A 12497-nucleotide genomic window follows, 5' to 3' on the forward strand; every position below is an offset into this window, starting at 1 on the left:
TTTTCGCACCCTGAAGCGGGCGCATCACGCAGCGATATACATGGAGAAGGAGTCCTTAAGAAAGTGCGCTGATCTTAGGTGGCTTGCGCCGGGCCGTCAAGCCATGAGGTGAGATCAGATTCACCTCATGGCGTGTCATGCCTCATTGTGCGCCAAGCAACAAGGCGGGTAATTGCTTTTGCTGCGCCAGAACCGACAGATCATCAAACCCTCCAACATGCAGGTCTTCAATGAAAATCTGCGGTACGGTACGGCGGCCAGTACGGGTCTGCATCTGGCTGCGCAGCGCATCATCCGCCTCAATGTTGATCTTGGTAATCTGCGCCACGCCGTGGCGCTTGAGCAGCTGCTCAGCCTGCACACAGTAGGGGCAGGTGGAGGTGTGATACATGGTAACGGTCTTCATGGTGCATTCCTTTTGATAAGTGACAAGGCCCTTGCCTTACCTGGAGCACACTATGACATCAATCAAAAATCGCAGGAATACCCATAAAAATTAAATGATAATTTCAAAAAATGAAACAATACATAAGACCTACAGCAGCACAGCCCAGCGCTCAACCAAGTGGTCTAACAAGGAGCCATCCGAACCAGTCCAGCCCATGTGCTGTGAGCCTTCATCGTCGACAACCGCGAGCATGCTCGCACCCGAAAGCACCCACCGATAGCCAGCCTTGCAGGCTGGGCACCGGGTAAAGTCCCCCGCCTGCGCCGTCCGGTCCCGTACCAGAACCGGGCCACAGGCATCACAGTGTGCCAAGGGGATACCATCGTCACAGAATCCTACCACGCCGGAAAACCGCCCCGCCCGCCCCAGTTCGAGAAACAGCTCCCCAAGGTGCGCATCAAATTGCTGGCCCAGCCCGGCCTCGATGACATCCAGCGCATGCTCGACTGGCATCCCTGCCCGATACGGGCGGTGGCTGGTCATGGCATCAAAGGCATCACAGACGGCAACCAGCCGGGCATCCAGCGGAATGTTGTCCCCCGTCAGGCCCAACGGATAGCCTTTACCATCAGGCCGTTCATGATGGTGGTGCACCACACTCACCACCATTGAGGCCAAGGGATGAGGTTGCAGCAAACGCAGACCGATTTCAGCATGCTGCTGTACGGTCTGATATTCCTCTCCGCTTAGCTTGCCTTGCTTGCATAATGTGCTGTCGGGCACGCCCACCTTGCCCAAGTCATGCAGGAAGGCCGCCAAAGCTATCCGCTGCACTTCTTTGGATGGGAACCCTGCCGCTTCGGCCAGAAGCTCGGCCAAATGGGCTACGCGCCACAAGTGGCCCCCGGTATACGGGTCACGCGCCTCTACCATCCATGCCAGCAACAGCAAGCTGCGCAGCAAGCCGGTATACACAGATGCCTCACCCTGCAACGCTAAAGCAGCACGCTCCATCGCTCCTCCAGATGGTCCATCAGCAAGGCGTCCTCTGCCTGGGTAACACCATTGCTGCGATGGCTGCCATCTGGCGTAGCCATCAGACCTACGGCGGTTTGTTGCCAACGATAACCGGCCTGACAAGCCGGGCACCAGCTATGGTCACCAGACTGGGTGCTGCGATAACGCTGCAATACCGGGCCACAATCCACACAGTGCGCCAGCGGGATGCCTTCATCGCTGTAGCCAACAATATCGGCAAAGCGCCCCTGTCGGCCCAGTGCCACAAACAGTGCGCCCAGCTCGGCATCGAACTGCTGACCCAGCGCGCCTTCAATAATCGCCAGGGCACGCTCTACCGGCATGCCTTGCCGGTAAGGCCGGTGGCTGGTCATGGCGTCAAACGCGTCGCAAATACCCACCAGACGGGCATCCAGTGGAATATCCTGCCCGCTCAGCCCCATCGGGTAGCCCTTGCCATCCGGCATTTCGTGATGGTGATATACCACGCTCAAGGCCAGGCTGGACAAGGGGTGAGGTTGCAGCAAGCGCAAACCGATATCCGGGTGCTGCTTGATGGCAAGGTATTCTTCATCGTCCAGCTTGCCAGGTTTACGCAAGATGGCATCCGGTACGCCGATCTTGCCCATATCGTGCAGGAAGGCAGCCAGCGCAATGCGCTGAACCTCTCGTTCAGGCAGGCCAGCAGCTTCGGCCAGCACTTCTGACAGGCGAGCCACCCGCCAAAGGTGGCCACCGGTATAGGGGTCACGGGCCTCCACCATCCACGCCATCAATAGCAGACTGCGCAACAAACCGGAGGGTGTTGGCCTGTGTTGGGTATCACTCATAAGCGGTATCACTGATTGGTTGAGGCCATTCGCTCCAGGGCTTCAAGCACCAGGGCGCCACTGGTTTCCATACGCTGCACCGCATCCAGCATGGCGGCTGTTTCACCCGCTTGATGGTGGGTAATGGCAGCAAGGACATGTTGATGCAATTGTTGGTGCGGGTTATCCATGTCTCGATAGGCTGGCATGTGGGCATACTGTTTGCCCTCACCATGGTAGTACCATTGCCCGAGTCGGCACTGGAAGTGGTCGACAAAGTCGTCCGCCCCCTCCTGACTCAAGCCAAACAGGATGCGATACACCCGCAGCTTGAACAGTAAATGATCAATCTTGGCCACTTCACAAAAACCACGCAGGGATGATCGCTGGGTGGATTGCTGGGCCGTGGTCGCCAGCGTCAGCAGCTCGTCCATGCTCTGAGCCGCTTGGCTACCATTCTGGCTAAAGGTGCCGGACTGACTGGCCAGCGTTTCCATTTGCTGACGACTGCTGCTACTGTCATCCCGAATACCCGCCACCAGGGTGGAGATTTCTACTGTCGCCTGCGTGGTACGCTCCGCCAGTTTGCGCACTTCGTCCGCTACTACGGCAAAGCCGCGCCCGGTCTCCCCTGCTCGTGCGGCCTCGATCGCCGCATTCAGGGCCAGCAAATTGGTCTGGTCGGCCACTTCCTTGATCATCTGCACGATGCCGCCAATCTGCTGTGCGCGCGCATCCAGCTCGGCGACCTGACTGGCCGCGACAGAGGAATCCCGCGCCAGCGAGCCCAGCTGGCTGGCAATGTCACGGATGCTGGCGGTACAGCGTTGGGTCACATCCGAAATTTCGCAGGCACGGTCACGCTCTTCGCGCATCCCCTGCGCCAACTGCCCCATGCTGCCCTGCGCGTTGGTCATCGACTCAGCCATTTTCTGCATCTGGCCAATCAGGGCATGGGTTTCTGCCTGCTTGTCACCAGATAGCCCCAGTTGCATGCGTAGCTGGGCCAGCTCATCCTGCAACGCGCTGGCTTCTTGTTCTTTTTGAATCAGCTGAACTTGCAAAGACTGGATTTGCTGTTCGGCTTGCGCCAATTTTGCTGACTTTCCAAACATGGTTTACCCCCCGGTCATGAAGTTTCAGCATAGACCACCCCTCACGTTTCACCATCAGAAAATCCAATGCCAAACGGGCCGGAACCGGTGGCTCACCCCCACCGGAACCGGCCCGTCTAGCCCACCCCTTACTTGGTCATGTCAACGTCATACCACGGCGTAACATTGATCGGGCAGCGGTAGCGGAAACCATTGGCACTGATTTCCACGCGAGCGGTCTTGGTTTCACCCGGATTCAGGCCAAACCCCCCCAGCAGTTCGTGCGACTTTTGGTCCTGCACATTGAAGCCCACAAACTTGCCCGCCTTATTGGTCACCACAAAGTCGTAGGTGCCCGGCTTCAGGCCGGTCAGGGTTTCATCGGCAGCAAAATAGCCGTTGTATTCGGTCAGGTGAATGGTGGTCACGCCATTCATGGTCTTGGGCGTATCCGCCATGGCCGACGGTGCAGCCACCATCAGGGCAACGGTAGAGGCCAGCAACAGCGCGTAAGATTTCTTGATCATGGTGTTTCCTTTCAGTAGCGTTAATTTGCACGTCACCGGCCATTCCGGTTGAACATGACGCCGATGTGGTGCGGTTTGCTGTGAACTGCACGACATCAGCGAGTGACGCCACTTTGCCATTAACCACGAAAAAGAAGAATAAGCGTAAAATGGAATTTATCATTCCACTCAATGGAACTATCACATGGACCGCCTCCACTTGATGACTGTCTTCATTGCCGTTGCAGAAGAGGAAGGCTTTGCGGCGGGTGCACGGCGCATGGGCATGTCGCCTCCCGCCGTCACCCGCGCCATTTCAGCACTAGAGCAACGCCTGGGCGTCAAGCTGCTGCAGCGGACCACCCGCCATGTGCGGGTTACCGAAGCAGGCCAGCGCTACCTGGACGATGCCCGCCGCATCGTGGCCGAAGTCGATGAAGCCGACGAGGCTGCCGCCGGTATCAATGCCACCCCGCGCGGGCATCTGGCCGTCACCGCTCCGGTATTGTTCGGCAAGCTGCATGTGATGCCGGGCATTGTCGACTATCTGCAGCGTTATCCAGACATGGAAGTGGCGGCCCTGTTTCTGGACCGGGTGGTCAACCTGCTGGAAGAAGGTATGGATGTCGCCATCCGCATCGGCGCGCTACCGGATTCCGCCATGAAAGCCATCCGGGTTGGGGAAGTCAGGCGGGTGCTGTGCGCCTCACCAGACTATCTGGCACAGCATGGCGAACCGGCAGACCCCGCTGCCTTACGTCAGCACACCATCATTGCCGCAAGCCATGTTTCCCCCAGCGTGGAGTGGAAATTTGCAGGCCCGGACGAGCTACAAGGCATACGCCTCAAACCCCGTCTGACCGTTACCAGCAACGACGCGGCGATTGAAGCGGCCCGCTGCGGGCTGGGCATCACCCGGCTGCTCTCCTATCAGATCACCTCCGAGCTCAGTACTGATGCATTACGCATCATCTTGCCGGAATACGAACCCGCCCCTCTACCCGTGCATATCGTGCATCGGGAGAGCAAATACGGCTCGGTCAAGGTACGCAGCTTCATCGACCTGATGGCAGAACACTTACGGAACAACTTGGCATGATCCCAAACGGGGTGGCTTCAAGATGCATAGCGCCGAAAAATGGTATCCAGTTCGCCACTCTTTCGCAATGACTCTATGGCAGCATTGAGCTTGGGCAAAATATTGCTGCGCGCAGGGTGTACCCGGATCATCATCTCGGCCTGATCGACCGTTCTGCCTTCCTGACAGCCATAGCTCGCTCGATCCTGTGCTTGCCAATAGTCCTTGACCTGCTTGCTGACAAAGACCTGCTTAAACCGCTTGGCATTCAGCATCAGCAATAGATTGCGTGGATTGTCCACATTCTCTCGCGATACCAGATGGCTGTTAAAAGCGGCTTCAAATTCTGGATAGTGATAACCCGCTATGGTTCCAATGCGCTCGCCCGCGAAATCTTCCACCTGATCCTTTGTGCGATGCACCCCTAATCGATAGCACAGCACTGTTCGGGCCAAACCAAAGGAGATGCTATAAAGCCCGGGCACTTTGGCCTCCTTACGCCAGGCCGGGTTTGCGCCAACCTCTAGATCGAGCAAACCTTGATCGAACTCCCCCTGAATACGGGCATTCGGCAGGAAGCGGACACTTAGCGTGTCGCCGTTGACGCGTGCGATGGCCGCCATCAAGTCCGGGAAAATCCCTTTGCCTTTGCTACCATCACGGATGACAAAAGGTACATCACCTTGCTCGAAGTAAGCCACCCTCAGGGTCTCGGCCTGTACCGCCCCACCCATTAGCCATGCACCGATCAGCACACCCACCAAGTACTTCATCAGACCTCCTGGGACGTCTTCAATTCAGTATAGCGTACACCGCGCGCATGCGTTGACACCGCCCGATGCTTTGACTTAGAGTGGTCGGCGCTCCGGGGTGCGGGCAGCCAATGGCTGTTCGCTGAGATGGCATCTGCCGAACCCGTGAACTTGAATCGGTTCGTACCGACGTAAGAAGAGCACACGGATATCGGCCAGGCCTCGCCCTGACTGCGTCCGGTCTTCCTTTCGGTGCAACCGTCCTCGTTGCCTTGAAAGGATGGTCCGCATGAACGCCCCTCGCAATCCGGAAGCCCTGGCTTTCGATCAGCTGCAAACGCTCACCACGACACCTCTGCCTGCTTCACGTAAAGGCTGGCTCAACGGCCAGCATTACCCGGACTTGCGCGTACCGTTGCGCGAAGTCTCGCTCAGCAATGGTGAGCAAGTTGCCTTGTACGACACCTCTGGCCCCTATACCGACCCCGATAGCCGGATCGACATCCGCCAGGGTCTGCCCAACCCTCGGCTTGCCTGGCTGGAAGCACGCGGAGACAGCGAAGCCTATGCGGGCCGTCCCTTGCAAAGCCTGGACGATGGCAGCCGTGATGCTGACGCCGCGCGCCTGCAACTCTTACGGCAAGAAACGGCAGGCCTGCAACGGCAACCCCGTCGGGCGCGTAGCGGCCGCAATGTCACCCAGCTGCACTATGCCCGTCGCGGCATCATCACCCCGGAGATGGAGTACGTGGCGCTGCGGGAGAACGGCAAACGGGCGTGGTTGCAGGCATACCAGGCCAACCTGCCCCGCCAGCAAAGACTGGCCCCGCAAGGCATGGGCTTTGTACTGCCCGACGAGATCACCCCTGAATTCGTGCGGGATGAAGTGGCGCGTGGCCGCGCCATCATCCCGGCCAATATCAACCATACCGAGCTGGAACCGATGATCATTGGCCGGAATTTTCTGGTCAAGGTCAACGCCAACATCGGCAATTCCGCAGTGACGTCCAGCATTGAGGAGGAAGTCGAAAAGCTGGTGTGGTCCATCCGCTGGGGGGCCGATACGGTGATGGACCTCTCCACCGGCAAGCACATCCATACCACCCGCGACTGGATCATCCGCAACTCGCCGGTGCCGATTGGTACCGTGCCGCTGTATCAGGCACTGGAAAAAGTCGGCGGCATTGCCGAAGACCTCAGCTGGCCGCTGTTTCGTGACACCTTGATCGAGCAAGCCGAACAAGGGGTGGATTACTTCACCATTCATGCCGGGCTGCGCCTGGCCTACATTCCGCTTACCGTCGGGCGGCGTACCGGCATTGTGTCACGCGGCGGTTCCATCATGGCGAAGTGGTGCATTGCCCACCATCAGGAAAACTTCCTCTACAGCCATTTCGAGGACATCTGCGACATCATGAAGCAATACGATGTCAGCTTCTCGCTGGGCGATGGCCTGCGGCCCGGCTCTGGTGCCGACGCCAATGACGAGGCCCAGTTTGCCGAGCTGCACACGCTGGGTGAATTGACCCACCTGGCCTGGAAGCACGATGTGCAGACCATGGTGGAAGGACCGGGCCATGTGCCGATGCACCTGATCCAGGCCAATATGGACGAACAGCTCAAACACTGCCACGAAGCGCCGTTCTACACCCTGGGACCGCTCACCACGGACATTTCCCCTGGTTACGACCATATCAGCAGCGCCATTGGTGCTGCGATGATCGCCTGGCAAGGTACCGCCATGCTGTGTTACGTCACCCCCAAGGAACATCTGGGTCTGCCGGACCGGGATGATGTTCGGCAAGGCATCATCGCCTACAAGATTGCAGCACATACTGCAGACCTGGCCAAAGGGCACCCCACGGCCCGCTTCCGCGATGAAGCCTTGTCCAAAGCACGGTTTGAATTCCGCTGGCAGGACCAGTTCAATCTGTCGCTGGACCCGGAAACCGCACGCAGCTTTCATGATGAAACGCTACCGGCGGAAGGCGCCAAAGTGGCACACTTCTGCTCCATGTGCGGCCCCAAATTCTGCTCGATGAAAATCAGTCAGGAAGTGCGCGAGTACGCTGGACAGCAATCGCAGGCGACAGCGGAGACGGTGCAACAAGGCATGCAGGCAAAGTCGGTGGAATTCCGCCAGCGCGGCAGTGAACTGTATGTGCCGGAGCAGCAGCCATGAGCCTGCGCGTCGGCATCGTCGGCGCGGGGGTGCTGGGGCGGCTGCTGGCCAGCCGTCTGGCACGGAACGGTCAGCAGGTCGAGGTATTCGATGCGGCCCCGCACGCCGATGCACCTTTGGCCACCGGCTGGGTGGCCGCCGGCATGCTCAGCCCGCTGGCCGAGCTGGAATGCGGCAATCACGAGGTCTACACGCTGGGCATGCGCTCGCTGGCCTTATGGTCACGCTGGCTGCCTGCCCTTGCGCAGACAGTCCCCTTCGCGGCGGAAGGCAGCCTGCTGCTGGCCTTCCCGCAGGATAGGGGCAGTGCAGAACGCATCTTGCAGCAACTCAAGCACAAAGCCCCGGACTGGCAAACCCCTCCCACCCTCAGCAAAACTGAGCTGCATGCGCTAGAGCCTGCGCTGGCACCGCAGCTCATGGGCTGGCCACTGTCCACCGAAGGTTATCTGCACCCCACGCTGGCGATGCAGGCATTATGGGCGGATGCCCAGCAGCATGGCGCACGCGCCCATTGGGGCTGTACGGTGCACGCTACAAAGCCAGGGCAAGTCCAGCTTGAACACGAGACACGCCCCTTTGACTGGGTATTCGATACCCGTGGCCTGGGTGCGCGCACAGACCTGCCCTTGCGCGGCGTGCGAGGGGAAATTTTCACCCTGCATGCCCCTGGAGTGGTGCTGACACGCCCCTTGCGCTTGCTGCATCCGCGCTATCGCGTCTATCTGGTGCCTCGTGCCGGTGAACACATTATGGTGGGGGCCAGTGAACTGGAGAGTGAAGACCGCTCCCCACCCTCGCTACGCAGCACCGTAGAGCTGCTGAGTGCCGCCCACAGTGTCATCCCGGCACTGGCGGAAGCTCGGGTGATTGCGGCGCACAGCCACCTGCGCCCGGCGCTGCCGGACAATCTGCCGGTGTTGCAGCAGCAGGCTGGGCTGACTCACATCAACGGCCTGTTTCGCCACGGCTGGCTGCTGGCGCCCGCGCTGGTGGAGCAAGCCATCACGCATCTGGCGCAGGAGCATGCCGCATGAGCACGATACGCCTGCACCTCAACGAGCAGCCGGTGGAACTGCCCGCCCCATTGACCCTGCTGATGCTGCTGGAACGGCACGACATTGCCGCCGATAGCGTCGCTACCGCCGTCAACGGCCAGTTTGTCCCACGCGCCCAACGCGCCCACCACACGCTGCAGGCACACGATGTGGTGCTGACGTTTCAGCCCATCGTTGGAGGTTAAGCCATGTCCTATACTCTGGCCGGGCAAACCCTGCGTAGCCGCTTCTTCCTCGGCACCGCCGCTTACCCTTCCCCTCTGATCCTGCAGCAAGCCATCGCAGCAGCGGGCAGTGAGCTGGTGACCGTCAGCCTGCGGCGGCAGTTGCAGCCCGGCAGCCTGCCCAGTGATTTCTACCGGATCATTCAGCACAGTGGCGCGCGACTCCTGCCGAACACGGCGGGCTGCCGCACCGCTAGGGAAGCCATCACGCTGGCACACATGGCCCGGGAACTGTTCAATACCCACTGGATCAAGCTGGAAGTAGTGGGCGACGACTACACGCTGCAACCGGACCCGGTGGAATTGCTCGAAGCCACCCGGCAATTACTGGCCGATGGCTTTGAGGTCTTCCCTTATTGCACTGATGATCTGGTGAGCTGCCAGCGACTGGTCGATGCAGGCTGCAAGGTGCTGATGCCGTGGGGTGCCCCCATCGGGTCTGGCCAGGGCTTGCTCAATCCGTGGGCACTGCGTACCTTGCGCGCGCGCCTGCCCGGCGTCTTTCTGGTGGTTGATGCGGGTATTGGCACCCCGGCCCATGCCGTGCAAGCCATGGAGCTGGGCTTTGACGCCGTATTGCTCAATTCTGCAGTAGCGCACTCGCCAGACCCGGTGCGCATGGCCCAGGCCTTCCGGCTGGCCATCGAATCCGGGCGGCTGGCCTGGGAGGCGGGCATCATGCCCTGCCAGCCGATGGCTGTCGCCACCACCCCCGTCACCGGGAACCCTTTGCTATTATGAACATTCCCTACCGCCCCATCGTCTGGACCATTGCCGGTAGTGATAGCGGTGGCGGTGCCGGCATCCAGGCCGACCTGCGGGCGATTGACGCCCTGCATTGCCACGGCGCCAGTGTGATTACCGCGCTCACCGCACAGAATTCCACCAGCGTGCAGCGGGTCGAAGCGGTCAGCCCGACCATGCTGAACGCACAATGCCAGGCGCTGGCAGCAGACCTGCCGCCGCGCGCCATCAAGACCGGCATGCTGGGCAACGCCGCGCATCTGATGCACATCGTGGAATGGATTGAACGTCTGCGCCAGCAGCATGGCGCGCACCCCTTGGTGGTCGACCCTGTGCTGGCAGCCAGTAGCGGCCACAGCTTTGCCGATGATGCACTGCTACAGGCATACCAGACACACTTGCTGCCTGCCGCCTGTGTCTTGACACCCAACCGGCAAGAGGCAGCCCGCCTGGCCGGTATGCCCCCGCTGCACACTGATCATGACGTAGAAGCCTGCGCCCGGCGCTTGCAGTACCATCCGCAGCAAACGGTGGTGATTACTGGGGGCGACTGCACGGGCAGCCAGAGCCAGGATTACCTGCTCTCCCCTCAGGCCCAGGGCTGGCTCAACCTGCCGCGGGTAGACACCCCTCATAGCCATGGCAGCGGATGCAGCTTTGCATCCGCCATCGCTGCGGCCCTGGCGCACGGCCACCCTGCGGCCGATGCCGTCATACTGGCCAAAATGGCGGTGCAACAAGGGCTGCAACACAGCTATGCCGCCGGAAGCGGTCGTGGGCCGGTGCATCTCAGCCCCGGCTTTGCCCAACATCCCGGCCATTTGCCCGCGCTGTCACTACAGGCCACGCCCGCACCCATGCAAGCCTTCCCCCGCCTCAGTAATCCGGACCTTGGGCTGTACGTGATTGTGGACAGTGCCGACTGGGTCGCCCGTGTATTGCGTGCCGGGGTGCGGACGGTACAGTTGCGCATCAAAAACCAGAGTACCGAGCGATTACGATCCGAAATACGTACCAGCGTGCAGCTTGCAGCAGCAGCAGGGGCGCAGCTGTTCATCAATGACCATTGGCAGCTGGCCCTGGAGGAAGGTGCTTACGGTGTACACCTGGGGCAGGAAGACCTGATGCAAGCCGATCTGCCTCGCCTGGCCGCTGCAGGCCTGCGCCTGGGCCTCAGTAGCCATAGTTATTGGGAAGTTTGCCGGGCCTTGCCCATCCAGCCCAGCTATCTGGCCTGTGGCCCGGTGTTCCCGACCACCAGCAAGCAGATGCCCTGGCAGGCGCAAGGGCTGCACAATCTGTACTACTGGTGCCAGTTATTGTCCCTGCCGGTGATCGCCGTTGGTGGGCTGGACAGCAGCAATATTGCAGCGGCACGGCAGGCCGGGGCGGCGGGCGTCGCCCTGATTCGCGCGGTAACCGAGTCGCGCGATCCTGAAGCTACCATCCAGCGGTTGCAGCAGGCCATCCAGACGGCACAGCCGGATATGCAGCAGCCGCTGCCAGCGTGGGCCAACCCCTGCTTGCCCGGAGGCAATACGCTTAGCGCTCGCGGGTGAGCCAGTATTCCCGCATCAGCTCATGAGACCAGGCGGGCTGCTGCACGGCTTGCCTGGGCAGAAACTCCTGCATCACCGGCTTGAGGTCCAGCACCGGCGTACCGTTGATGGCGTCCAGCTCGGCGACCACCAGCCGCTTACCCTCCACCCGGATCACACGGCAGATGGTGCTGCCGATGCGATTGGGGCGATTTTTGCCGCGCTGGGCAAAAATCCCCACCGCAGGCCATTCTGGGTTGTTGCGGGGGTGGCGCGCGCCATGCACGATCTTGGCTGGGTCCACCTCGTGAAACAAAAACAGCACTTCCACATGTGAGAAGCTGTCCAGCCCTTGCAACGCCTCGGCGCTATAGTCTTCCGTCAGGCTGATGACCGCTTCTTCGCCCCCCCAGAAATCATCCTCGGCGTGCGGGCGAATGCCTTCAACATAGCCAATGGCTCGGACGGTCACTTCCATGCTTTTCTCCAGACTGGACTGAGTGTCCCATATTGAACCTCGGCTTCAGTCCTGAGCGCAAGTGACCATAACGTACAGTTTTTAAAGCATTACCAGTACTTGGGATAAGCGGCCTTGCGGGTCAGATTATGGTAGAGCACCGCCAGCACGAGCAGCAATGCGGCCCCTGCCGCTGTCGGCGTCAGCAGGAAAGACCAGCCTGGCTGGGTCAGAAAAACAATCACCGGATTGGAGCCCGCAGGGGGGTGCACGACGTTCAGAGCCATCATCAGCATGATGGCCAGCGCCACCGCCAGTGCTGCAGCCCATAGCGATGGCCCCAGCAAGTGCAGGCACAGCAAGCCTACCAGCGAGCTGAGCACATGCCCGGCAAGCACATGGCGAGGCTGCGAGAACGGCAGATCCGGATAGCCGAACACCAGCACGCATGATGCGCCAAACGAGCCCAGCAACAAGCTCCAGTGCCCCCACTGGCCTATATGGCCAAGCAGCAGGATGGCCAAAGCCCCACCTGCCCCGCCTAGCAGAATACTGCGGCATGCCGGCCGTGGTGGCCGATTGGCCCCTTCACCTTTCAGTTTGCGCCAGAACATCGCCCCTCCCTATCCATGTTGTGTAGACAGACCTGT

General features: G+C 60.4%; 13 protein-coding genes, 3 pseudogenes and 1 riboswitch. Of the genes and pseudogenes, 7 read left to right on the forward strand and 9 right to left on the reverse strand.

Annotated elements, in window-relative coordinates:
- Nucleotides 1-142: 142 nt before the first annotated feature.
- The 6 genes and pseudogenes from grxC to HF682_RS01285 form a co-directional block, all read right to left on the reverse strand.
- Entirely contained in the window at nucleotides 143-406 is a 264-nt protein-coding gene (gene grxC, locus HF682_RS01265; protein ID WP_168875446.1) for a glutaredoxin 3, read from the reverse strand.
- Nucleotides 407-535: 129 nt separating this feature from the next.
- Nucleotides 536-1402: an HD-GYP domain-containing protein gene (locus HF682_RS01270; RefSeq protein ID WP_168875447.1), complete on the reverse strand. Its 867-nt coding sequence runs from the start codon at nucleotides 1400-1402 to the stop codon at nucleotides 536-538.
- Entirely contained in the window at nucleotides 1384-2235 is an 852-nt protein-coding gene (locus HF682_RS01275; protein ID WP_168875448.1) for an HD-GYP domain-containing protein, read from the reverse strand. Before HF682_RS01275 ends, HF682_RS01270 begins: the two co-directional genes overlap by 19 nt.
- 8 nt (nucleotides 2236-2243) lie before the next feature.
- Nucleotides 2244-2648: a CZB domain-containing protein gene (locus HF682_RS18055; protein WP_240947107.1), complete on the reverse strand. Its 405-nt coding sequence runs from the start codon at nucleotides 2646-2648 to the stop codon at nucleotides 2244-2246.
- A 30-nt stretch (nucleotides 2649-2678) separates the two neighbouring features.
- A pseudogene (locus tag HF682_RS18060) lies at nucleotides 2679-2912 on the reverse strand (methyl-accepting chemotaxis protein); the annotation flags it as partial.
- 545 nt (nucleotides 2913-3457) lie between these two features.
- Entirely contained in the window at nucleotides 3458-3835 is a 378-nt protein-coding gene (locus HF682_RS01285) for a hypothetical protein (RefSeq protein WP_168875450.1), read from the reverse strand.
- Nucleotides 3836-4019: 184 nt separating this feature from the next.
- Here HF682_RS01285 and HF682_RS01290 point away from each other — a divergent pair, with 184 nt between their 5' ends.
- A complete protein-coding gene (locus HF682_RS01290; RefSeq protein ID WP_168875451.1) occupies nucleotides 4020-4913 on the forward strand; it encodes a LysR family transcriptional regulator in 894 nt (297 codons plus the stop codon).
- 17 nt (nucleotides 4914-4930) lie between these two features.
- Here HF682_RS01290 and HF682_RS01295 read toward each other — a convergent pair whose 3' ends face one another.
- Nucleotides 4931-5665, reverse strand: a complete 735-nt coding sequence (locus HF682_RS01295; protein ID WP_168875452.1) for a substrate-binding periplasmic protein — start codon at nucleotides 5663-5665, stop codon at nucleotides 4931-4933.
- 83 nt (nucleotides 5666-5748) lie between these two features.
- A riboswitch (TPP riboswitch) is annotated at nucleotides 5749-5859 on the forward strand.
- 74 nt (nucleotides 5860-5933) lie between these two features.
- Between HF682_RS01295 and thiC the strand changes: the two genes are divergently transcribed.
- The 6 genes and pseudogenes from thiC to thiE form a co-directional block, all read left to right on the forward strand.
- Nucleotides 5934-7826 carry a phosphomethylpyrimidine synthase ThiC gene (gene thiC, locus HF682_RS01300; RefSeq protein WP_168875453.1) on the forward strand — a complete coding sequence of 631 codons (1893 nt, stop codon included), beginning with the start codon at nucleotides 5934-5936 and terminating at the stop codon, nucleotides 7824-7826.
- The gene (locus HF682_RS01305) at nucleotides 7823-8863 is read left to right on the forward strand and encodes an FAD-dependent oxidoreductase (RefSeq protein ID WP_168875454.1); all 1041 of its coding nucleotides are present in this window, start codon (nucleotides 7823-7825) and stop codon (nucleotides 8861-8863) included. Before thiC ends, HF682_RS01305 begins: the two co-directional genes overlap by 4 nt.
- The gene (thiS, locus tag HF682_RS01310) at nucleotides 8860-9069 is read left to right on the forward strand and encodes a sulfur carrier protein ThiS (protein ID WP_168875455.1); all 210 of its coding nucleotides are present in this window, start codon (nucleotides 8860-8862) and stop codon (nucleotides 9067-9069) included. Before HF682_RS01305 ends, thiS begins: the two co-directional genes overlap by 4 nt.
- Before the next feature lie 3 nt (nucleotides 9070-9072).
- Nucleotides 9073-9849: a thiazole synthase gene (locus tag HF682_RS01315; RefSeq protein WP_168875456.1), complete on the forward strand. Its 777-nt coding sequence runs from the start codon at nucleotides 9073-9075 to the stop codon at nucleotides 9847-9849.
- Nucleotides 9846-10628: pseudogene (gene thiD, locus HF682_RS17745) on the forward strand (bifunctional hydroxymethylpyrimidine kinase/phosphomethylpyrimidine kinase); the annotation flags it as partial. The gene HF682_RS01315 and the pseudogene thiD, both read left to right, overlap by 4 nt.
- An 81-nt stretch (nucleotides 10629-10709) precedes the next feature.
- Nucleotides 10710-11312, forward strand: a pseudogene (thiE, locus tag HF682_RS17750) (thiamine phosphate synthase); the annotation flags it as partial.
- Nucleotides 11313-11394: 82 nt separating this feature from the next.
- Here thiE and HF682_RS01325 read toward each other — a convergent pair.
- Together HF682_RS01325 and HF682_RS01330 are read right to left on the reverse strand one after the other, a co-directional pair.
- Complete coding sequence (locus tag HF682_RS01325; RefSeq protein WP_168875458.1) at nucleotides 11395-11868, reverse strand: SAM-dependent methyltransferase; 474 nt, start codon at nucleotides 11866-11868, stop codon at nucleotides 11395-11397.
- Nucleotides 11869-11957: 89 nt separating this feature from the next.
- Nucleotides 11958-12461, reverse strand: a complete 504-nt coding sequence (locus HF682_RS01330; RefSeq protein WP_168875459.1) for an HPP family protein — start codon at nucleotides 12459-12461, stop codon at nucleotides 11958-11960.
- Nucleotides 12462-12497: the final 36 nt, after the last annotated feature.

This window comes from Leeia aquatica, assembly GCF_012641365.1.
In the GTDB taxonomy this organism is placed as follows: domain Bacteria; phylum Pseudomonadota; class Gammaproteobacteria; order Burkholderiales; family Leeiaceae; genus Leeia; species Leeia aquatica.

What these genes read in the sequence shown, in the direction of transcription:
- grxC (WP_168875446.1), bottom strand. Translation starts at nt 406, where the DNA reads ATGAAGACCGTTACCATGTATCACACCTCCACCTGCCCCTACTGTGTG.
- HF682_RS01270 (WP_168875447.1), bottom strand. Translation starts at nt 1,402, where the DNA reads ATGGAGCGTGCTGCTTTAGCGTTGCAGGGTGAGGCATCTGTGTATACC.
- HF682_RS01275 (WP_168875448.1), bottom strand. Translation starts at nt 2,235, where the DNA reads ATGAGTGATACCCAACACAGGCCAACACCCTCCGGTTTGTTGCGCAGT.
- HF682_RS18055 (WP_240947107.1), bottom strand. Translation starts at nt 2,648, where the DNA reads ATGGACGAGCTGCTGACGCTGGCGACCACGGCCCAGCAATCCACCCAG.
- HF682_RS01285 (WP_168875450.1), bottom strand. Translation starts at nt 3,835, where the DNA reads ATGATCAAGAAATCTTACGCGCTGTTGCTGGCCTCTACCGTTGCCCTG.
- HF682_RS01290 (WP_168875451.1), top strand. Translation starts at nt 4,020, where the DNA reads ATGGACCGCCTCCACTTGATGACTGTCTTCATTGCCGTTGCAGAAGAG.
- HF682_RS01295 (WP_168875452.1), bottom strand. Translation starts at nt 5,665, where the DNA reads ATGAAGTACTTGGTGGGTGTGCTGATCGGTGCATGGCTAATGGGTGGG.
- thiC (WP_168875453.1), top strand. Translation starts at nt 5,934, where the DNA reads ATGAACGCCCCTCGCAATCCGGAAGCCCTGGCTTTCGATCAGCTGCAA.
- HF682_RS01305 (WP_168875454.1), top strand. Translation starts at nt 7,823, where the DNA reads ATGAGCCTGCGCGTCGGCATCGTCGGCGCGGGGGTGCTGGGGCGGCTG.
- thiS (WP_168875455.1), top strand. Translation starts at nt 8,860, where the DNA reads ATGAGCACGATACGCCTGCACCTCAACGAGCAGCCGGTGGAACTGCCC.
- HF682_RS01315 (WP_168875456.1), top strand. Translation starts at nt 9,073, where the DNA reads ATGTCCTATACTCTGGCCGGGCAAACCCTGCGTAGCCGCTTCTTCCTC.
- HF682_RS01325 (WP_168875458.1), bottom strand. Translation starts at nt 11,868, where the DNA reads ATGGAAGTGACCGTCCGAGCCATTGGCTATGTTGAAGGCATTCGCCCG.
- HF682_RS01330 (WP_168875459.1), bottom strand. Translation starts at nt 12,461, where the DNA reads ATGTTCTGGCGCAAACTGAAAGGTGAAGGGGCCAATCGGCCACCACGG.